The sequence below is a fragment of the Actinoplanes flavus genome, assembly GCF_017592555.1.
Lineage (GTDB): Bacteria > Actinomycetota > Actinomycetes > Mycobacteriales > Micromonosporaceae > Actinoplanes > Actinoplanes flavus.
In genome coordinates this window covers 18,497-39,136 of the sequence record NZ_JAGFNS010000036.1, presented here as the reverse complement: position 1 = coordinate 39,136, position 20,640 = coordinate 18,497, and the positions used below count along the sequence as shown (strand labels likewise).

At 69.1% G+C, this 20,640-nt stretch carries 10 protein-coding genes; 5 read left to right on the top strand and 5 right to left on the bottom strand.

What is annotated here, in order from left to right:
- Nucleotides 1–319 precede the first annotated feature (319 nt).
- Nucleotides 320–1,177: a hypothetical protein gene (locus tag J5X75_RS37660; protein WP_208472459.1), complete on the top strand. Its 858-nt coding sequence runs from the start codon at nt 320–322 to the stop codon at nt 1,175–1,177.
- Between the two features lie 23 nt (nt 1,178–1,200).
- Nucleotides 1,201–1,872 carry a vWA domain-containing protein gene (locus J5X75_RS37655; RefSeq protein WP_208472458.1) on the top strand — a complete coding sequence of 224 codons (672 nt, stop codon included), beginning with the start codon at nt 1,201–1,203 and terminating at the stop codon, nt 1,870–1,872.
- Nucleotides 1,873–1,914: 42 nt separating this feature from the next.
- On the opposite strand, the gene J5X75_RS37650 is transcribed toward J5X75_RS37655, so the two are convergent.
- From J5X75_RS37650 to J5X75_RS37635, 4 genes are read right to left on the bottom strand one after another with little or no spacing between them, the layout of a single operon-like run.
- A complete protein-coding gene (locus tag J5X75_RS37650; RefSeq protein WP_208472457.1) occupies nt 1,915–3,249 on the bottom strand; it encodes a hypothetical protein in 1,335 nt (444 codons plus the stop codon).
- A complete protein-coding gene (locus J5X75_RS37645) occupies nt 3,246–8,462 on the bottom strand; it encodes a hypothetical protein (protein ID WP_208472455.1) in 5,217 nt (1,738 codons plus the stop codon). The genes J5X75_RS37650 and J5X75_RS37645 overlap by 4 nt, the downstream gene beginning before the upstream one ends.
- Entirely contained in the window at nt 8,459–10,471 is a 2,013-nt protein-coding gene (locus tag J5X75_RS37640) for a CHAT domain-containing protein (RefSeq protein WP_208472452.1), read from the bottom strand. The genes J5X75_RS37645 and J5X75_RS37640 overlap by 4 nt, the downstream gene beginning before the upstream one ends.
- The gene (locus tag J5X75_RS37635; protein WP_208472450.1) at nt 10,450–10,917 is read right to left on the bottom strand and encodes a hypothetical protein; all 468 of its coding nucleotides are present in this window, start codon (nt 10,915–10,917) and stop codon (nt 10,450–10,452) included. Before J5X75_RS37635 ends, J5X75_RS37640 begins: the two co-directional genes overlap by 22 nt.
- Nucleotides 10,918–11,479: 562 nt before the next feature.
- Between J5X75_RS37635 and J5X75_RS37630 the strand changes: the two genes are divergently transcribed.
- From J5X75_RS37630 to J5X75_RS37620, 3 genes are all read left to right on the top strand, one after another.
- A complete protein-coding gene (locus J5X75_RS37630) occupies nt 11,480–12,631 on the top strand; it encodes an endo-1,4-beta-xylanase (RefSeq protein WP_208472448.1) in 1,152 nt (383 codons plus the stop codon).
- 185 nt (nt 12,632–12,816) lie between these two features.
- On the top strand, nt 12,817–16,599 hold the full coding sequence (locus J5X75_RS37625; RefSeq protein ID WP_208472446.1) for a GTPase: 3,783 nt from the start codon (nt 12,817–12,819) through the stop codon (nt 16,597–16,599).
- The gene (locus J5X75_RS37620; protein ID WP_208472437.1) at nt 16,596–18,179 is read left to right on the top strand and encodes a GTPase domain-containing protein; all 1,584 of its coding nucleotides are present in this window, start codon (nt 16,596–16,598) and stop codon (nt 18,177–18,179) included. Before J5X75_RS37625 ends, J5X75_RS37620 begins: the two co-directional genes overlap by 4 nt.
- An 86-nt stretch (nt 18,180–18,265) precedes the next feature.
- Here J5X75_RS37620 and J5X75_RS37615 read toward each other — a convergent pair whose 3' ends face one another.
- A complete protein-coding gene (locus J5X75_RS37615; RefSeq protein ID WP_372451012.1) occupies nt 18,266–20,317 on the bottom strand; it encodes a family 43 glycosylhydrolase in 2,052 nt (683 codons plus the stop codon).
- Nucleotides 20,318–20,640 lie beyond the last annotated feature (323 nt).

The following is a 20,640-nucleotide window of genomic DNA, read 5'->3' as shown; positions in this document are numbered from 1 at the left end:
TCATGCTCTGCTTCACCACTCACAGCACACTCCATCTCGTATCAGGCAGCCGTCACAAGGACACTGACGGCGTAGCGCGTTCCTGCCCCTGGTCGGGCGTTCGAACGAACACCGACCCCGTCGACGCGCACCGCGTCGCCGTCGTCGCCTCGCGCACTCCTGCCTGCTGGGCTCGACGGCTGAGCCGGACGTGGTCGCTATTGTCGCCCACGGTGAACACCGCCGTAATAGATGACGGTCGACGTGCGAGGCGACCCGTCGGGATCGAACTCGCGAGTCCTACTAGAGTTGACAACCCGGCCGCGCCGATGTGAGTACTGTGGACCGGCGCCTGATAGATATTCGGGGAGGCCGCGTGTCGTATTGCCGGTGCGGCGAGCCAGCCATCTTCTTCTGTCCGGGCCCGCTCTGTGATGGTGCTGTGGCGCACTGTGGGCGTCATCGGCGCGCCCATCCGGGTGGCCTGGCGGCGGGCTACTGCCTGGACTGCCACGACGAGGTCTTCCCCGCCTGTGTCACCGCGGATTGCGCGATCACCGCCATCATCGCCTGCGAGTTCGTGGCCGGCACCGGTCTGCGGGCATGCGCCCGGCGTGCCTGTCCTGGGCACGCGTGGCGTTGGCAGATCTTCGGCCCGCATCAGCGCGGCCTGGGCCTGTGCCCCGAGCACGGCGCCCGCCTGCAGACGCTCACCACGCATCAGTTGGTTTTCCAGATCGTTGCCGGCACTGCGGGTCGTCCCGGAGGCGCCCGCCTGCCCTCGCTCGGCGCGTTGCGGGCCACTTTCGTGAACGTGCGTGGGCAACTGCTCGACCCATGCTCGGCCGACGATCTCTACACGGGTTTGGCGAGTTCGCTCGGTGACAGCCCACTGGAGCAACGAATGCGGCGCCTGATCGGCCAGGACTCCGCACAGCGTGCCGCCGACATCGCCGAGTTGCACCATGCTGAGGCAGCCGGCGAAAAACACATCACCCGGCTGCGTCAAGCAATGCGCGACCGGGGCCACCACGACCTCGCCGAGTCCGTCCGCTTGTCGGCCTTTCAGCACCGCGCCGATCTCCTTTTCGTACGGATGCCGCAAGCGCTGCTTGGGCGATTACTCGGACCAGGCGGAAGCACTCTTCGTGGTCTGTCCGCGGAGTTGGGTGTGGAGATTCGGGTGGAGCGCCCGTGAGCTGGCCGACGGGGGACCGCGGAGTGGACATCGTCGTGCTCGCCGATTGCAGCGGCTCGATGGCCTGCGATGACATCCCCGATGAGGAAGGCCAGCGCTACCTAACCCGAATGGAGGCCTTGCAACGAGCCCTCAGGGATGTCTCGCGCCTGCCCGGCCGGTTCGCGCTTGCCGCCTTCACCACGGAGTTCGAGGTGGTCTTCCCAGGGACAGGCACGATGGCCGATCTCGGGGATGGCAAGGACCTTCGCGAGGCGGTCGCGCTCCTGCGCTGCCAGGAAAAGGGCACCGACCTGGGTAAGGCACTGTACCGAGCGGCTGACCTGCTGCACCGGTATGGCGTACCCGGTAACGATTCTTTGATGGTGCTGGTAAGCGACGGCACTGATTGGCGACCCCACGAGGCTCGAACAACGGGTGAGGTGATCCCTGCCGCGGCGGATCCGGTTCTACTGACGGCCGATCTGCACCGCTCGCTGGGGGTGCGGCTGCACACACTCGGGATCGGCGACGAGGCGATGTTCCAGCGCTGGTGGGACCGTCAGCGACGGGAAGCCGAGCCGCCGGAGTTCCTCCGGCCCAACCACCGCCTACTGGCTGAGCTGGCTCGAGCTGGAGGTGGCGAACCAACCCGCAGCGGCGGTCTCGACGTGCTGGAGCGGTATTTCGCCGGGCTCAGCAGTCCGGGCTCATGAGAGGCTCGATCACGTGCGGCGGATTCCGCGCCTGAACGCGCCTCACCGGAGCCGATGACGGTCGGTCAGCCGTTCGTACAAGGACGCCCCTGCAGCCCGGTCGGCGGCCGCCAGGGTCGGCTGCGAAGTGGACCGGCTGCGGAACCGTGTGCCCTGCGCCTGCACCGCGCGGACTCGATCGGTGGTCCGGGCGGCCACGGAATGTTTACGGTAGCCAGCCGGATCGTCATAGAAGGCCAAGCTGGCGGCGGCGAGCAGGGCGCGAGGGTCGCCGCTTAGGGGTCGGCGCCCATCGAGTAGCTGGGCCGCGTCGATGTCCGTCTCACGGGACAGCGAGGCGAACGACAGGACTGCCGGAAGCCTGAGCTCGCCAAAGGCGGGGTACGGGTAGGACAACACTGACTCCACAACCCTAGGGACGTCCGCGTCGTAGGCTGCATAGTCGTGGTCGGGATGAGTGGTCTGCCATGCCTCGTCAAGGACCGTGGCTCGCGAATCGGTGGGACAGGTCGCGGCGAGAGTGGCCAGCGCCAGCTGGACGCGCAGGTGCGTGGTCGGATAGCGGGCGTGGGCCCGCTGCCCGGCGACCACGGGTGGTGGCGCGGCGAGGAAGTCGGCGAGCGCTGTGACGTAGCCGGCACCGGCGCTGAGTACCCCGTAGATGTCCGCGAACACCTCCCCGAGGCGGTCCTGCCAGAACGTCAGGCGGGTCGGTGGGATGCCGGACGTGGCCACGGCGGCGGTAAGGTGCGGCGTGAGACCGAAATCGTCCTCGACGTGATGGCCGGCCTCATGCGTGAGCATCAGCACGTCGGGCACGTGGGCGCCCTGATGCCAGGGAACGGCGGTGACCGGAACCGGCAGGGAACGTAGCTCACCGGCCAGCTCATCGGTGTACAGACTGGCCCGGTAGGACGAGTGCCGCGAGATTGCGAGCGGGGTGGCGTCATTGCCAAAGTAGGTCAGCGGCGGCTCACGAACGGAGTTCGGATCCATTTGGCCGGACCGGGCGGCGGCGGCCTGAGCCGGGGCGTAGCAGGCCCAGACCAGTTCGTCGCCGACCACCAGGACGTCCCGCAACCAGGGCACGTAGCGAGCGGCAAACTTGCCGCGAAAGAAGTCCCAGAGGTGATGGACGTCGAGCAAGCTCAGCTCGATGCCTTGCCACCGGGTGAGAATGTTCTCGTCTGTCAGATCCCGTATGAGCAGCTCCGTGAACGTATCCAGACGGGCCGTGATCCGCTCGATCTGGCTGTAGTGTTTCTCGAGCGGACGGCCGGCGGAGCTCTCGGATCGCCAGTGCGTGAACTCCTCACGCAGGCCGGCGATCTTGGCGGTGAGCTCTGCCAGCTTGCGCTCGCCGACGGCCGAGTTCATCGGACCCGCCAGCGTGGCAGCGCATACGGCGGCAGATGAGTGAAGATCGCGGCACCTCGGGCGATCTGGTCCGTTCCGTGATCCTCGCCCACAATCGCGCGTACCACCTCGTCTGCCGTTCGCCCTTGGGCTAAGGCCTGAGCGATACGCACGCGGCGGTCGGCCAGATCCCGCCGGTCGAGGCCGATCGCGAGCAATACCGGAATATTCCCGAATTCGAGCAATCGGTGGGCGAAGGCGTTGCGCAGCACCAGTTGCCGCATCGCCTCACCTGAGCTCCGCGGCCGCCCCGGATCCAGGATGATCAGCGGGCGCGGCAGTTCCGCAGCGAGGGAGGCGATCGCCCGATCCAGCGCCCCGCTCGTCAACGTCGTGGACGTTCCTTCACCGGGCCGCTTGCTCATGCCGGACACCTCACGTTGAGAGGCGAATTCGACATAGACCTCGTTGTGCTGGGCACCGAACCCACCCGCGATGTGCACCACCGCCAGACGTCTACCGCGCGACATCTCCCGAATGTGCCGGTTCAATATGCTGGGCACCGGGTTGACCGCCTCCCGGACGACGAAGCCCTGTCGGCGGTAGAGGTCGGCGAGATCGACACCTTCGCGAAGCCCGCCGCGGCCATGGGACAAGGTGCTCTCCGTGCCCGGCAGCACGACCAGCACCTCGGGCCGGCCGGTGGCGTGGCCGGCCACCGTGTCGGTCAGACGGTTCCAGGCATGCGCGTCGAATGTCGTGCCCATGCCACCCTGGAGCAGGAATCTCTCCACGGCCTGCTGGGTCGCTGGGCCGAACAATCCGTCGACGGCGAGCGGAACCTCCAGCGCGGCGTGCAGGCCCTGCTGAAGTACGGTCACCGTGTGCCGGTGGATCAGCTCCTGGGTCGACACCCGGGTGAACGGATGCTCCCCGGGCGCGCGCAGTTCGGTGCCCGACATGAATTCCCACGGCACTGCGCCGAGGATCGTCGAGGTCGGCGCGATCGCCACGGGGGCGTGGTACGCCGACTTGCGGAAGGGACGGAACAAGCTGTTGAGTAGCGGCGCGCGGTCACCGGGTGATTTCAACAGCTCGGAGACGAGCATCTCGATGCGGGCCGTCAGCGACGGGGAGGAGGGGCGAGCAAGGGGAGACTGCACAGTGTTGCGCCGGACCGGTTCCCGTTTACTGGTGACCGTGACGAGGAAACCGCTGCCAACCGTCTCCGCGCGGCAGACGATCTGACTGTGCGACCAATCCGGCAACACCGCACCGATGTCGAGGAACGGCGGCTCGGCTGGTGATGAAGTCGCGATCGAGTCGAACCTGTCCAGGTACGGCAGGGGCTCGGTCGGCCGGATGCGTTCCCAGTTCTGCCGGGCATGATCGAGGTAGACACGTGCCCGGCCCTGGTTCGTTTCCAGAGCGGCGAGTGCCTGACCGAGCAGAAGGTAGACCTCCCACTGAGAGCCGCCGGCGCCGCCCTCACCGAGCAACTCGTCACCGCGGTCCAGCCAGTGGACGGCCTGTGGATCGGCCGGGGTGCGTAGCGCCGCCAGAATGAGGGTGGCTGCGGCGAGGACCGGAGTTTCGCTCGCTCGGTCGGCGAAATGCAGGGCGTTCTCACCGACAGGAGGCGGGATTGGCAGTTCGGGGTGGCCGAGGCGTTCGGCGGCGTCCAGCAGCAGCCAGCGCCAGAAGTGCCGGTCCCGGTGGTCGTGGGCCGGGGTGAAGTAGTGCAGCCAAGAGGTGGTGGCCAAGTGGATCGCGCTGGTGGCGGCGGCATGGTCGCCGAGTAGCCGGGTGATCTCCGCCCACGACAGCAGTGCCTCCGGCCGGTCGAGGGTTGGCTGCGGACCGACCAACTCGATGAGAGCGGCGTGCTGCTCGGCGGTGAGGGAGATGCGCCTACACCACCGCAGTGGGGTCAGCAGCATCAGCCGGGCCGGCACCGAATCGATTCGCTGCAGGTTGTCGATCAGCATCGTTACGGCGTCTTCCGTCCCGGTCGGCAGCATCACCAGGGCGAGCTGCACCAGTCGGTGCGGCGCCGCGTCCGGACCGAGTTGCTCGACCAGATGCCCGAACATGGCATCCACGGTGAAGGATTCGTTCCGGGTGACCGCGAAGCGCAATGCGCTCAACGAGGACCGGAACCAGCCTTCGCCCCGGTTCCGCTCGGCTCCCGTGGCCAGATGGTCGGCCTGCCCCCGTAGAGTCTGGTTGCCGCGCAGGTCGAAATCGGCCGGGGCGCCAGCCGCCATCCAGGAGCGTTCCGGCTCGCCCAGGTCACGCCAGCCCGCGGTGACGTCCTCGAGTTCGCCGAGTGCCTCGGCGATTTGCAGGACGGCGGCGTGGGAAAGGGCGTGCAATTCCATGAGTTCCAGGCGCAGCCGCGGGAGATCGCCGGTGGAGGTCGAGGCCAGCCGGACGAGCGCCCGCTCGCAGATCCGTAGGGTCGCGAACGGCTCGTTCTGCGCCATCTTGACCGCGGCGACGCACCAATCACGCGCCGCGGCCGCCGACGGTGTTGCGGCATGCTCGGCCGGTAAACGTTCGACCAAGGCGAGCAGCCCGGCCGGCTCACCGGCTCGCAGCCAGACGCGGCCTTGATCGAGTAACGTGAGGGCGCCGGCTTCGGTGTCGAGATCAGGGCGTGGCAGCCCCTCCGATTCATGGAGCGCCAGTTGGAACCGCCCTCGATCGGCCAGCGTCCGGATCGATTTGTGACGAACACGGACCGCCGCTACCGGATTCGCGTCGTTCAGGTAGCCGACGATCGCGGAATAGAGCACCGAAGCCCGGCCCGGATCGGTATCGCGCACCTCATCGGCGAGTAGCTCCGTACCGGCGAACCCGGATACCGGATCCGCGCCGCTGACCGGTTCCGTGACGCGATCACCAAGGGCGGTCGCAGGAGCGAGAAGTCCCTCAGCAAGCGAGGTGACCACGGCCAACTCAGGCGCATACAGGTTCAGTCCGTCGTGTTCCCGCCTGATGCGATCGGCCTCACGTATTGCGGCGAGGCCACGCTCGACATACATGCGCAGAAGCCCAGCTGGAACAGATCTGGCCTGATTGATCGCCACCCGTCCCCGCTCGAGGTGCGATTCGATCAGGATGTCCCAGCCGACGATCACCCGTTGCGCGTCGAAGGGCAATGGATCGCCGCGCTCGTCCACGTACTCCGGGCCGAGAAGCTCCTCGGCAACCCGCGCCCGGGCATCGAGTCCGAAGCGTTCTTCGGCGGTGGCCAGTGCCGTACGCCAAGACTGCGCCGCATCACGGGAACCGGATTGGAAGCAGTGGTAGATCATGTCCAGCAGCCACGGCAGGCGGTTCGCGCCCGGGCGGTCGCTCTGCAACAGGCAGTACTCGGCCGCTGCGGTATGCAGCCGCAGGTAGACCGGGTGACGGCGTAGCACCCGGCGCATCGGGGTAACCAGGTCGGGGTGGAAGACTACGACGCCGGGATCATCGGGCTGCAGCGAGACCCAGGACGCCCGGGCGGCGTACTGCAACAGCCGCTGCCACACCGCCTCCAGGTTCAGAGGCGCTTGCGGATCGGCCAGGACATCCTTCGGGAACAGCGCCTCCGGCCCGCGTTCGGGGAGTCGGTCGGTCTCCGGGTCGTCGACGGTCGACGTGCCGGACATGCCCTGCCGTAGGAACGGGGCCATCACCTCCGCCACGAATCCGTAGCTGAGCCGGCGCGGGACGACCCCGTAGCGCAGAAGCCAGCGCACCGCTGGGTCGTCCACCCGGGAGATGATACGTTCGACCAGGTACAGGGCCTGCGGATCGTCGTACGCGAGAATCTCCTCGGGTCTCAGGCCGGCCCGATCTCGGGCGAGGTCGGCGAGCAGGGCGAGCACGAACGGGTCGCCGTTGCTCTTGGAGACCATCGCGCTGACCAGTGCCCGGTCGTTGATGCCTCGCCGTTCGCGCAGGTAACGCGCCGCCTCCGGCCGGGAGAACCGCTTGACCGTGGCGGTGCGCAACCGGGGAAGGATCTTTCGCAGGTCGGATACCCGGTCACGCAGGTCGTAGCGGCCGGCCAGGAGCAATCGGACCGAAGGGCAACGGCGCCTTATCTGGTCGAGCAGACGTAGGATCGCCGCCGGTTCGCCCTCACGATCCAGCAGCACGCGCTCGAAGGTGTCGAAGGCCAGCAGAACCGGCCGCTGCCCGGCGGTCTCGGCCAGCGTGCGTGCGAACCGGTCGACGACCTCCTCTGCGACACGCTCCGGCTCCGTGTCCAGTTGCCCGCCGGCGCTGAGCACGGCACGGGACGGCCGGAGGTCGAGCAGGGCGCGCAGCACCCCCCGGTCGTTGAGCAGTTCCTGGAAGGGTGCGTCCGGCATCTGCCGGTTGAGCTGGTCGGCAAGCTCGAGCAGCAACAGCCACGGGCGGCGGCCGGCGACCGCGACAGCGACCAGGTCGAAGTCGATCCGGGCGCACGGGATGCGAGCGGGCTCGGGCACGCAGCGGCGGGCGATGAACCAGCGCAGCAGCATGGTCTTGCCACTGCCACCGCGGGCGTGCAACTGCAAAGCGCGGGACCGGTCGTCCGCGATCAACCGCTCGAGGTGTCGGTCGACGGACGGGCGCTGCAGGTAGCGGGCGGACTGCAACCATTCGGTGGACCAAAACGAGCGCGCCCGCAGGTAGGCGTGCCGGTCAGCGCGCAGGCCGGTCAGTACGGGATCGAGCCAGGCCAGGCGGCCGGGTTCGCTCACCGTGTCCAGCACGTCCTGGCAAGCGGCGAGGTCGAACCGCGCGTCGGCATCGGCGAACAGGCGGGTGAAGAGCGCGGCCGCCCCGCCGGGATCGGACAGTGCGCGGTGATACAGCTCCTCAACCCCGTCGCCGCGTTCCGCGTACGCGTCGGCGAGCCGCCCGCTGAGCGCGACGATGCCCTCCGGCACGCGGCCGTCGACACTGGGTGGCCAGTCCTCGAGCCACTCCTGACGTACGTCGGAACCGAGCCGGAACAGTGACCCCGGGCCGGGAATCGGTTCGGCGTAACCGTCTCGAAGCATGGTGGCGACGTCCGGACCGCCGGGCGAGCACAGCACCTGATCGTGGACGGCACGGTCGAAGGTGCGGGCGACGGCGCACCGCCGCAGCGTCTCGCGAACCTCGCGGGTGAGCAGCGAGCGCTGGATCCGGCCGGGATCCTCACCCGAGGTGAGCCGCCGGATCAGATCGTCCAGGTAAGCGTCGGTCATCGTGCACCCCCCTTGACGGCCTGGTCGAACCAGGTGAACCAGTGCGGACCCCAGTCCTCCTCGATCAGGCCGACCTGAGCCACCTCTACGAGAGGCTCGTACCGGTGCCACGTGTCGTCAGCGTGCCCGGCGCGGGCGAAGTGCTCACGCTGTAGGAACGGGTAGAGGCGGCGGTCGAAGCCCGGGACCCTGACCTCATACATGAGGGTCTGCACGTCCGGGGTGAGAAGATCGCGTTCTTCATCGCGTAGGACCAGAATCAGCCGGACCGAGCCGAGATCGCCGCGCGCGGCCGGGCGCAACAGTAGTGGGCTCAGGTGGCTGGCTACCTGTTCGGCCACCACCCCGCCCTGATGGACGCCGCCGATGTGATCGATCGCAATGGTCAACGGCCGGTCCGCCGCCACCCGGCCTAGCGCTTGGAGGAATCGGTCGGCGATCCGCTGGGCGAAGGCGGGGGCATACTCGGTCGCGGCGGTGAACGGCGGCCTTGGGGGCTCGGCCGGCGTCGGGTCGCCTGGCTGTGGCTCCTGGCCAGCGGCGAGCCGTACGATCTCGCGGTTGAAGTCGGCGAACGCCGGCGCCGGCAGCGGATCGCGCAGCGCTGAGCCGGAGGCCGGCAGACCGTCCCGGATCGCGTAGAGCGCCTCGACCCAGGTCAACCGCCGGGCCTCGCCGAGATCGGTGTAGCGGACGTGGTGTCCCTGTCCAGCGCAGGTCAGCAGCGCGGCGTGGACCAACCGGGTACGCCCCATCTTCGCGGCACCTGAGACCGCGACCAATCCCCGGCCGACGCCGTCGGTGAGCCACATGTTCCGGCGTTGCACGTCCCGGTCGACGAGTCGGCGGGCGTCGACGAACTCCGGGACGACGGTCAGCCGCTGCCGGTCGGCGTCGGTGAGTGGGCAGTCGATCGGCAGCACCTCGGCCGGCGGGGCACCCAGGTGCAGTACCGGCAGTCCCCAATCCCGCCGCTCGCGGGCCGGGCCCCGGCCGATGATCGAACGAGCCTGCGCCACCGCCTGATCCACCCGGGAGCCGGCATTCAACTCCCGGTAGAACTCGTCGGAGAAACGGACGGCCAATTGCGAGTCGACCAAGCCCTGCATGCACACCACGGCGAGTGCCCCGGCCTCCATGGCGGCGTCGGCGATGCTCCAGACACCAGCCTGGTCGCTCAGCTCTGCCGTTCGGCAGGCGTTGAGCACCAGTACCCGCGGCATCCAGCGCAGCGAGCCGGACCGAATGTCGGCGGCCGACAGGCTCCAGGCCTCGCCGGTGTCCGCGTCGGTGAGATCAAGCACCGGTTCGCCCCTGCCCGGAGCGCACCGACCGTGCCCGATGAAATGCAGGACGTCCGGGCGAAGTTCCTCGACCCGGTTGTAGAACTCGGTGACCGACGGCTCGACGAGTACCTCGGCGTGTGCCTGCCAGGGCCGGCAAGCGAGCGCACGTTGGATGGCGGCGACCTCGCTCTCGGCGGACAGATCGCGCTTGGCCGAGCCGACCAGGATCAGAACCCGGATCGGGGTCGGAGCCGGGCCGGGCGCGACAGTGAGCGGGAACCGGCCGCGAACCAGTCCCGGTTTCGTCATGGCAACCGGCACACCGGCGTCGGTCAGCAACTCCCATGGCAGCCGGGCCAACTCCGCCACGCGGATGTCGAGCACGGTGAGCGCGGCTGGAAGCGCCTTGCGGGCCTCATGCCAGGCCGCACCGATCCCGGCGGTGTTCAGCAGTTCGGCCAGGTATGTCCCGATCATGGCGATCCGACCCGGGCCGGGTGTGTAGGCGCCGAGCACCGCCTCCCGAATCTGCTGCTCGGCGGGTTCTGGCGAGCCGTCGCCGAAGTTCGGAAGCAGCAGGTCGAACGTGCCGGCAGCCAACCGGTCACCAGCGCCGGTGAGTAGTTCAGCTTGGTACCGGTCGCCGGTCTCGCCGACGCTGATCCGGATGGCCAGCAGCGATGGCGCGCCGGGTGGTGCCGTCACCTGGTCGGCGGGAACCACTCGTCCGCCACCCGGCCGAGTTCGGCCAGCGACCGTGCCTCGCTGCTCTCCGCGGCCATGCCGGGACGGGCGCCGCGTCCTTCGGCGGCCGATTCGGCGGCTTCGCGTTTCGCCCGGACCAGGGCGGCGAGAGCCTCGCCATGCTGCGCCCCGGACTCGTTGGCGTCAGCCCGTTCGCGCTCGCGCACGGCCGTCTCCTGCGCCTGGACGGTCTGTGCTCGCTGGATGCCGTTACCGAAGAGCGCGCCGGCCGCGGAGAACACCAGTGCCTCGAGGCCGCCGAACAGGTACACCAGGCGGTCCCAGTGCTCGGAATCGCGCAACACGACCAGCACGCCGATGAATATCACGAATAGGGCGATGAGGACGACGGCGATTACCTTCTCGAAGCGACCGAGCACGACGGCGGAGGTGGAAGTGGTCGGCGTCTCGGGCACGTCAGTCAAAATGATCTTCCTCTACTGTGGGCGATCAGGGGGATAGTAGAACACCGCCGCAGCCTCCACCATCGTTCGAACGAGGAGCGGGTGTTCGGCGGATTCCGCTAAGTCGCCGACCCCGACCCGAGCAGGTCGGTGCGAGGCCCGGTGCAGTGTCATCGCGACCTGCGTGTGGCGCAGCAGGTAGCGCACCGGTTCTTCGGCAGGCCGGTGGTCGACGGTTTGAATCCGTTCGGGTGTACGTGGCACCACCCTGGTCCCGGCGCTCTGTGGGTTCGGCTAACGGCAGGCCGTCGAGCTTTGACCTCGGTCGTGCAGGGTCGAGTCCTGCGCCCCCAGCGTGGACCAGTTCACCTGTCGACGTAGCTCAGTGGGAGAGCAACGAGGCTCGAAAGATTCCGCCATCCACTGTGGGTGACGCAGACGGCGCCGGTGCGACGGTCCGGGTGCGCGGGGCGGCGGCGGCCCTTGACCGCCCGCGATGACAGGCATAGATTCCGTTCGTTACTTCCGGAGTTATTCCGAAACTTTCGAACGTCCCCGACATCCCCGGTAAAAAGGAGTCCCCGTGCGCCGTCCATGGCTTCCCCTCGCTGTCGCCACAGCTACCGCACTATTCGGCGGACAGCTCGCGTTCGCCGGTTCCGCCGCCGCGGGCTCCGGCCCGGTGGCCGCGAAGCCATCGCCCGCCCCCGCCTACCCGGCGGACTCGCTGCGGGCGCTGGCCGCCCGGGTGGGCCTGCGTATCGGCACGGCGGTGAACGCGGACGAGCTGGGCTCCAACGAGAAGTACACGCAGTTGACCGCTGACCAGTTCTCCAGCGTCACCGCGGAGAACGCCATGAAGTGGGCCGAAGTGGAGGCCGTCCGCGGCACCTACACCTGGGAGAAGGCCGACCAGCTCGTCGCGTTCGCCAAGAGGAACCGGCAGTTGGTGCGTGGCCACACGCTGCTCTGGCACAACCAGCTGCCCGCGTGGTTGTCCACCGACGGCTACACCACCACCCTCTCGAACGAGGAGGTGAAGGCCGCCCTCAAGGAGCACATCTTCGCTCAGATGCGCCACTTCAAGGGCGACATCTGGCAGTGGGACGTGGTCAACGAGGCCTTCGACGACAACGGGCAGCCCCGCCAGACCATCTGGTACAAGGCCTGGGGCGGCACCGGCTACATCGCCGACGCGTTCCGCTGGGCGCACCAGGCCGATCCCCGCGCCCTGCTCTTCTACAACGACTACAACCTGGAGTTCACCGGCCCCAAGAGCAACGCGGTGTATGAGCTGGTGAAGTCGCTGAAGGCGCAGCGCGTGCCGATCCACGGGGTCGGGTTCCAGGGTCACCTGTCCACCCAGTACGGCTACCCGGACCTGCTGAGCAACCTCGAACGCTTCGCCGCGCTGGGGCAGAAGGTGGCGCTGACCGAGGTGGACGTGCGTACGCTGACCAAGCCGGAGGCCGTCAACGTGCCGGTGGACGCGCTCGCCCCGTACGCCCAGGAGAGCTACTGGTCCCGGTCGCTGAAGGCGTGCCTGGCCGTCCGTGCCTGCATCTCGTTCACGCCGTGGGGGTTCGGCGATTCCTACTCCTGGGTGCCCGGCTGGTTCTCCGACCCGCAGGAGGGTGCCGCCCTGATCTACGACGAGCAGCTGAACCCGAAGGGTCAGTACCACGTCCTGCAGCAAGATCTTCTGCTCGCCGCGGGCGCCCCGCACCGCGGCTGAACACGCGAAGCGGATGCCGGAGCACGGCATCCGCTTTCGCGTGCCAGGTGGGCCTCGCGGGGCCACGCGGGGCGCAGGTCGGACGGTGGAGCCGGCCGACGATCCCGCTGAGGCGGCGGCCGGAGGACGGTGACCTAGGATCGGCGGCGACAGACGACCGGGCGCCTGCGGAAAGTGATGACGAGTTGACCTCAGACATGGTGTCGTTCGAGGATGCCGTCCGGTCGGCCGTCGAGCAGGGGCGTGCCGAGCTGGCCCGTCTGGACGAGGTCGCCGGCGAACTGGGGCGCGCGTTCGCGCAAGGGCAGCGGGGGAGCCCGGGGTCATCGGCCCTGGTCGCCCGGCTGGACGACTTCACCGCCGCGTTCCCGGCGCGCCTGCGAAGCCACCTGGATCGTGAGCGGGAGTCGCTCGCGTCGTTCAACATCGCGTTCTTCGGGCGTACCGGGGTCGGCAAGAGCACCCTGCTGTCGGTGTTCGGCCGACTCGACGGGTCGTACGTCTCTCCTGGTGAAAGTGACTGCACCACCGAGGTGCAGGCCGTCGAGTGGCGCAACTGCCGGCTCTACGACACCCCCGGCATCAACGGCTGGGGACGCACCGAGAGCCGCGAGAGTCTCGAGGCCAAGGCGCGCCGGGCGGTCGAGATCGCCGATGTCGTGCTGCTGTGCTTCGATTCCCAGTCCCAGCAGGCGATGGAGTTCACCAAGATCGCCGCCTGGATCAGGGACTACGGCAAACCGGCGGTGGCCGTCCTCAACTCCCGCAACGCGCAGTGGCACCATCCCGCGCGGGTGGTGCCGCCGCTGCGGCGGAACCTGTCCGAGCAGGTGCGGCAGCACGCCGACAACATCCGGACCCACCTGGTGGAGATCGGGCTGCCGGAGACGCCGATCGTCGCGATCCACAGCCAGCGGGCCCTTTTCGCCCGCGCCGCCACCCCCTTCCGCGGGGTGGCCGCGGACGGGCTCGCCTTCGAACGCGACACCTTCGGCATCGAGTACCTCGAACGCTGGTCGAACTTCGGGACGCTGGAGCGCCTGATGGCCCACCTGGTCGAGGAGGGCGCCGCCGATCTCCGGCTGGCCGCGCTGCGCCAGGACGTGCGGTCGCGATGCCAACGGGGAATCGGCGAACTCGAGGATCTGGCGGCCGCGATCGACCAGGAGGCGGAATCTCTCGAACGTGACGTCGAGTCGCTGTTCGCCGTGCTCGGCTACCCGGACGACGCCGAACGGGCCGCGTGGCTGCACGACGCGGCACTCAGCGCGGACCTGGCCGGGGTGTCCGAGGTGGCGCGGGGAGTCCCGTACACGTCACCGCCTCAGGGGACGCTGGACCGCTTCGTCCGGCATCTCACCGCCTCCCACCTGGCGGGATGCCGCCGGCAGGCGAAGGCCGGCGTGGACGAGCTGATCCGCACGGCGTTCGCCGAGAAACGGGCGGTCGAGGAGTCGGAGTTCATCGCGGCGGTGTTCGACGAGGACGCCGTCGGCGCCGCGGTGGCGGCCGTGTGGGCCGACCGCGGGGAGTTCCTGCACCGTGAGCTGGAAGTCGCGGTGGGCTTCGAGTCCACCGGCAACGCGATGACGGTGTCGCACGCCGCGACCATCCTCGGTGGCGAGGGCAGCGGCGTCATGGGTGACGTCGTCAAAGGGTCGGGCATCGCGCTGGGCCTGGGCGCCGCCGCCGTGCCGCTCGCCGCGCTCCTGCTGTCGAACCCGGTGGGCTGGGTGATCGGCGCGACGGCCGTGGGCGTCGGGATCGTGAGCCAGGTCCAGCAGTACTTCGGCAAGAAGATGAGCGACGAGGAAGCCGAACGGGCACGGGAGGCGAGATCCCAGGCCACCGTGGCCGGCCATCGTGCGGTGGACGAGACGTTCGGCGGTTACGAGGACTCGCTCGTGGCCGAGAGCCGGAAAGCGGCGTGGACGCTGCTGGGTCCCGCGGTCGCCGGGACGTTGCGTACCGCGATCGAGCTCCGCACGGCTCGCGCCCGGATCGGCCGGCTGATCGACGACCTGCGCACCCACGCCGGTGCGATCGCGCCCGCGCCCGCGGTGGCCGACGTCCTGCAACGGGCCCAGCGCCGCATGGGCGCCACCACGGCCGACGTGACCCGCCTGTTCCTCGGCGAGGACTGGCTGGAGTCGGCAACGGATCCGCACCGGCCGGCGCAGATCGATCAAACCCTCCGGCAACGGTACGCCGAGCGCCGTCGACAGGACCACGAACGGCTGACGCGCGCGCTGGCCACGGCGTGGAACACTCCGTCGGCGGCGGCCATCCGGTCGTGGCGGGCCGGCCTCGAGGAAGCCGCCCGGCACGACCCGGAGCTGTTCGACATCGTACGAGCCTTCTGGCGCGTCGACGGGGCGAAGCCCGCCTTCGTCGTCCTCGGTGACTACAACTCGGGCAAGTCGTCGCTGGTGCGCCGGATCATGGTGGACAGCGGCCGGGAGGCGCCCGCGGCGATCGACATCCGGGCCACGCCCGCGACCGTGTCCACGACCCGCTACCCGTTCGGCGGGTTCGACCTCGTGGACACGCCCGGCCTGCAGAGCGGACACGGCGAACACGACACCATCGCGTACGAGGCCATCGTCGAGGCCGCGCTGGTGTTCGTCGTCGTCCACATCAACCTGCTGGTCGGCGACACCGCGATGCTGGAGGATCTGGCGCGCGGCGCGGAGACGATCGCCGCGAAGGGCGCCCGGATGGTGTTCCTCATCAACCGGTGCGACGAACTCGGCATGAACCCGCTCGCCGAACCCGGCGCGTTCCTCAACCTGCAGGACCGCAAACGCGAGGAACTGCGCACCGCGTTCGCCGCCCGCGGCGTCGAGATCGGGCCCGATCGGATCCACTGCCTCTCCGGCGACCCGTTCGGCCTGGTCGGAGCCGCTCCCGGGGCGCAGGCCGCCGCCTTCGACGAGAACCGTCTGTGGGACGGCGTGGCAGCGCTGACAGGCACCATCTCCGGGCTCGGCGACGAGCGGCTGTCCGTCGCGTCGTCGTCGGCCGCCTTCGACACGGCCGTCACCGGCCTCAAACGGCGCCGGCACGCGCTGGAGCAGGCACAGGCCGACGCCGAGAAGGAGATGCGCCGCTCGGAACCGGTGATCGCCACCGTGCGGGCCGCGGTGAAGGACGCCGTGATCCTGGAGAACTCGCTGCGTGAGGCCGCCCGCCGCACGGTGGACCGCCACCTGGTGGCGGCCAAGTCCACGGTCGTGAAGATCGAACGCAAGGACGTCAAGAAGCTGGAGGACCTCGTCCAGTCCTGGTGGAAGGCCCCGGAGTTCGAAGCCGACCTCGAACGCTACCTGGCCGACGCGGCACACCGGCTGGACGAGTGGTACAGCGACCACATGTCCGCGATCGGACGTGAGATGCGCGCCGCCGAACTCCAGGTCGCTCCGGAACTCGCGGCCGAGTTCGAAGCCAAGGGCAACGCCTGGTACGAGAGCGTGACCTCGGGCGCCGGCAATGTCGCGGGCGCCGTGGCGCCGCTGGTGAACGCGCTCGGCACCCGGGACGCGGTCTACGCCATCGGCAAGTACTTCGGCCACACCTTCAAGCCGTGGGGCGCGGTCACCGGCGCCGCCCGGGTCGCCCGGGCCGGATTCGTGCTCGGGCTCGTCGCCTCCGCCGCCGACGTGGCGATGATGGCCAACGACAAACACAAGGACGGCAAACACAAGGACCAGCAGGACTCGGCCCTGCGAGAGATCGACGAGGCGGCCGCCGGGCTCGTCGAGCAGATCATGCGCGGTGACCGGGGCGACGGTCCCGTCGGGTACCTGGAACAGCAGATCAGGGAACTCGAGGCGCTGCTCGGCGTACACCTCGACCGCGAGACGTCCCTGCAGGCGGAGATCGACTCGGCGAGAACGCGGGCCGGGACGGCCGGGGCCCTGATCACGGCCGCGGACGAACTGACGGGCACAACGGGGAGGAACGAGTGACCGTGGTCGACATCGATGCGGTGCGGGACTGGCTGGACCGGCTGCCGGGCGGGTCGCTGGCCGGCGAGTACGGCGCCGCCTGGGACGCCTTCCAGCGGTTGGACAAGCCGGTCGTGACCCTCTTCGGGTCCTACGACACCGGCAAGAGCTCCCTGCTGCGCCGGCTGATCGCCGACACCGGCGGCACGGCGCCCGCCTGGCTCACCATCAGCGCGCGGCACGAGACCTTCGAGGTCAACGGGGTCGAGGTCGGCGGGTGCATCGTCCGTGACACCCCCGGATTCTCGGTCGGCGGGTCCGACATCCGGGCACAGAACAACACGCGCGAGGCTCTGGCGGCGGTCGATCTCACGGACGTCGGCGTGCTCGTGCTCACCCCGCAACTCGCGACCGCCGACCACGACCAGCTCCAGCAGCTGATCACCCGGGAGTGGCCCGCGGGAACGCTGTGGATCGTGATCTCCCGGTTCGACGAGGCGGGCGTGAACCCGGAGTACGGGCTCGCCGCGTACCGGGAACTGACCGCTCGCAAGGTCGCTGAACTGCGACAGCAGCTGACGATCGGCGACTCGACCCCGGTGTACGTGGTGGCGCCGGACCCGTTCGGACTGGCCGGCTCCTACACCGATCTCGGCCCGGAGACCTGGGACGCCTACCGCGCCTGGGACGGTATGACGGACCTGACCGACGCTCTCGGCGCGGTGTCCTCGTCGGACCTGCCCGGATGGCGGCACGCCGCCGGGCAACGCTACTGGACGGCGGTCCTCGACGAGACCGTGACCGAACTGCGCCGGCAGCTGGCCGACTACACGGTACGCGCCGAGGTCGCCACCAGCGGCCGCAACCGCCGCCGGGCGTCGGAGAACGAACTCGACGCCATCGACCGCGCCGCCCGGGCCGGCCTCGACGGTCTCGTCGAGGAGGTGCTGCGCCGCGCCGGGAACCCGGCCTCCGGCGCCGACGAGATTCAGGCCGAGATCCAGCGTGCGCTCGGGGAGTGGTTCGAGAAGCACGAGCTGCGCCTCCAGCGGCTGCGGCAGTCGGTGCGCAAGTCCACCGAGCGCGACCACGCCCACCCCGCCTGGACCGACTTCGCCTCCCTGGTCGCCACCCTCGAATCCGGCGGCACCGCGACCCCGTCCGAGGGCCTCGCCGGACGTGTCGATTCGGTCGGGCCGATGCTGGTCGGCGTACTGAAGGCGATGACCGACGCGGCCGGGCCGCTCGCCGGCAAGAAGACCCGCACCGCCAAGGCGGCCGAAGGGCTGGGACGGCACCTCGGCACCGTCGAGGCCGCGGTTCCCCTCGTCGTGTACGCGGCGAAGATCTTCGACGACTACCGGGCGGACCGCGCCCGTACGAACGAGGACCGGGCGGCGGCCGACCGACGGCGACAGCTCGCCGACGCCTGCACCCGGCACGCCCTCGACGTCTGGCAGCCGTACGTCGACGAGCTGCGCGACGAGATCGTCGCCGCGACGAGCGACCGCGCCGACCTCGACGAGAGCCTGCACCAGCTCGTCGGCCGGCTCCGCGAGGCCGTGTCCGAGGGCGAGCGCCTCCTCACCCCGGCGCGGTAGCCGGACCGGCCGGGGTGAGCGGCATCAAGCCGTGATCTGCCGGAGGACCGGCCGCCGGGTTCGGTTCGGCGACCGGTCCTCCGGGGTCAGGGTGCCGTCAGGTCGAAGCGGTTGACGGTGACGGCGCCGCCGAGCGCGCTGGTGGCGTAGTTGAAGATGCCGAAGCGGTAGCCCATGAAGAACTGCCAGGCGTTGTTCAACGTGAACGCCGGGCCGAGGGTGGTGAACGTGGTGCCGTTCGTGCTGTAGGAGAAGGTGGCGGTCCGTCCGGAGCCGGGCCGGATGTCGGCGGTGACCCGCAGCCAGATGCGGCCCCCGGTGACGGTCGCGCCGGCCGCCTCGGTGCCGGTGCCGGTGGTGGCCCAGCTCGAGTTCATGGTCAGGCCGTTGGTCATCGACACGCGGGTGACGCCGTTGTCCTTGCGGACGCCGATCCACGCCGACGAGTCGCGCAGCATGGCGAGGCCGGCGCGGTCACCGTTGGCCATCGATGAGTAGTCGAGCTCGATGGTGGCGGTGGAGGCCGGTCCCTGGATGCGGTGGGTGAGGGTGTTGCGGGCGTTGTACAGGTCGTTGGTCACCGTCGCGGTGGACAGCCGCAGTCCGTTGCCGACGCTGAACCGGCTGGTGTCGGGGTTGTGGTTCCATTCCCAGCGGTGGCCGAGCGTGGTGGCGGTGAACGTGTCCGGGCCGATCATCGGTTGCACGGTCCTGGTGGTGCTGATGTTCGGCTTCGGGTAGGTGGCGCCCCATCGGCCGTTGACCGTGGTCAGTACCGGCCAGTCGTTGCTCCAGGTGATCGGGGCCAGTGTCGGCACCCGGCCGCCGGGGAAGGCGTCGGTGAACGCCATGTACCACCAGTCACCGTTCTGGGTCTGCACCAGTCCGCCCTGGTGCGGGACGCCGCCGCCGGAGATCGGGCCGGGAAGATCGAGAAGGACCTGACGCTGCTCGTACGGGCCCCACGGGCTGGTCGAGCGCAGCACGTACTGGCCGTTCGCCGGACGGGTCAGCCAGATGTAGTAGTAGTTGCCGCGCTTGTACATCCGGGCGCCCTCGAGGGTGCCGATGGTCGACGGGGTGGTGTAGACGGTCTGCGCCCGCACCTGGGAGGTCAGGTCGGCCGACAGTTGCGCGACACTGATCGTGCCGTTGCCGTAGGCCACGTAGGGGGTGTCGTTGTCGAACAGCAGCCCGGCGTCGTAGTAGCAGTTGTTGATCCGGGCCTTCTTGCTCCAGGCGCCGTCGACCGCCGACGCGGTGTAGACGTAGGTGCGGTTGAACTCGGTGCAGCCCAGCCAGTAGTAGGTGCCGTTGCTGGGCCGGTAGTTGAACGCCGACGCCCAGATCCCCTTGACGTACGCCCGGCCGCCGGACAGGTCGTAGGCCGTCGAGTCGAAGTCCAGTCGCGGCACCGAGTGCCCGGCGTACTCCCAGTTCACCAGGTCGTACGAGCGCAGGATCGGCGCGCCCGGCGAGTAGTGCATGGTCGACGCCGACCAGTAGTAGGCGTCCCCGACCCGGATGATGTCGCCGTCGGCGAAGTCCTGCCACACCACGGGGTTGGTGAAGGTGCCGGTGGGTGACGTGGAGCCGCCGATCCGGACCAGCTGCCACTGCTGGTTGGCGCCGTTCCAGTCGGAGTACTGGACGATGTTCGCGCCGTCGGCGGTCGATGCGCCCTGCACCTCGACGGCCTTGCCGCTGTTGCGGTTGATCAACTGGATGTAGCCGTCGACGTCCTCAATCTTGAACTGTTGATTCGTCGTGTTGTTGTCCGTCCACTGCACGATCGAACCGCCGTCGGCGGTCGACATGTTGGAGACGTCGAGCACCTTGCCGGAGTGCCTCGACCGGAGCCGGTAGTAGCCGCTGCCGGAGTCGACGAACTGCCATTGCTGTTGCGCCTGGTCGTTGCGTGTCCACTGGGTGATCCGGCCACCGTCGGCGGTGGACAGGTTGTAGACGTCGAGAGCCTTGCCGCTGTTGCGGTTGACCAGCACGTAGGAGGCGCTGGTGTCGATCGTCGCGGCGGACGCCGGGGACGCGGTCACCGCGACGGCTCCGCCGCCGGCGAGCAGGATCATCGCGGCCAGAGCGGTACGCCATCGGCGGCGCCGTGGGGATGCGGCCTTCATCGTCAACTCCTCAACATGGGTGGACGCGGGGATGAGTCAGGTTGAGAACGCTCACACGCGTGCAGGCATGGTGTCAGAACGTTCGGCGACATTTCAAGGAGTCAATATCCAGCGCCGTTTTCCATTCTCGGGGCAACATTTCTGTTATGAGGCCGGGGATGAGGGAGTCGGGCCGGTCGCCGAGCGATGGGTCGTCGTGCCATCGGAGGGCCTCCGCGAGCTGTTCCCGGGCGGCGACCATGTGGAGCCGGCCGACATAACAGAAATCGCCTTTTCGAATGACGGCAAAAGACCTCTTGAATGTCTCGAAACATCCTGGCAAC

Coding starts and splice junctions, on each gene's coding strand:
- J5X75_RS37650 (WP_208472457.1), bottom strand. CDS start 3,249: ATGAACTCGGCCGTCGGCGAGCGCAAGCTGGCAGAGCTCACCGCCAAG.
- J5X75_RS37645 (WP_208472455.1), bottom strand. CDS start 8,462: ATGACCGACGCTTACCTGGACGATCTGATCCGGCGGCTCACCTCGGGT.
- J5X75_RS37615 (WP_372451012.1), bottom strand. CDS start 20,317: ATGAAGGCCGCATCCCCACGGCGCCGCCGATGGCGTACCGCTCTGGCC.